The 651-nt window shown below is 39.9% G+C and carries 1 pseudogene; it reads right to left on the bottom strand.

The annotated features are described in order from the left end of the window. Nucleotides 1-651, bottom strand: a pseudogene (locus tag ACFSKL_RS11995) (transposase); the annotation flags it as partial.

Genomic DNA, 651 nt, shown 5'->3' with positions numbered 1-651 from the left:
CCAAAAAATATCATCAATTTCTCTCTTTTTTCCCCTTTCACCTTGATTTTTCCAAGTCCGTAATAGTTTTTATTTGTTCCAAAAACACCCTCCATCACGGTTGCTCTCTGTTTGGAAATTTCCGAGCTCAAAGTTTTTTCGGCTTTGCTTAGCTTTTTCGGTCCCTTCTTTGGGAAGCAGGTAAAGATTTTTTTCCCAGTGCAGAATACACGGTTTTTGTTCGTAGCATATATTCTGTCCGCCCCAAGCTGTCTGGTAGGACCAAAAAACCTTTTATGCTTCGCTACTGATAGTTTTAGCCTGGTACACTCGTTGAATGCATTAAAATCGAGTTTGTCAATAAATGTAAGGCCATCAACCTGAAGAACGTGGGCTTTGGCACCGAATTCTACAGGTTTTTTTTCTTTCCTTCTTACTATTGGCCGTAGATATGGTTTATGGAGTGATACAATTCTATCTTTCAATTTTGAAGGAGGATTGTCCAGCAAAAACCCCTGTTGCTGACACCCCTTCTTTATCACACCAAATCTTGCAAAATCTTTTAGGTCAAGTCCTGCTCCCCTGTTTTTATCCAAAACATTCTGGAGCTGGCAGATTCCTTTGTTCAGAAGATAGACAAGTGCTTTTCTTCTTCTGAGCGTCTCCTTAAAG

It is taken from the genome of Belliella marina, from assembly GCF_042682445.1.
Classification (GTDB): Bacteria; Bacteroidota; Bacteroidia; order Cytophagales; family Cyclobacteriaceae; genus Belliella; species Belliella marina.
This window is presented reverse-complemented; position numbering and strand designations above follow the sequence as displayed.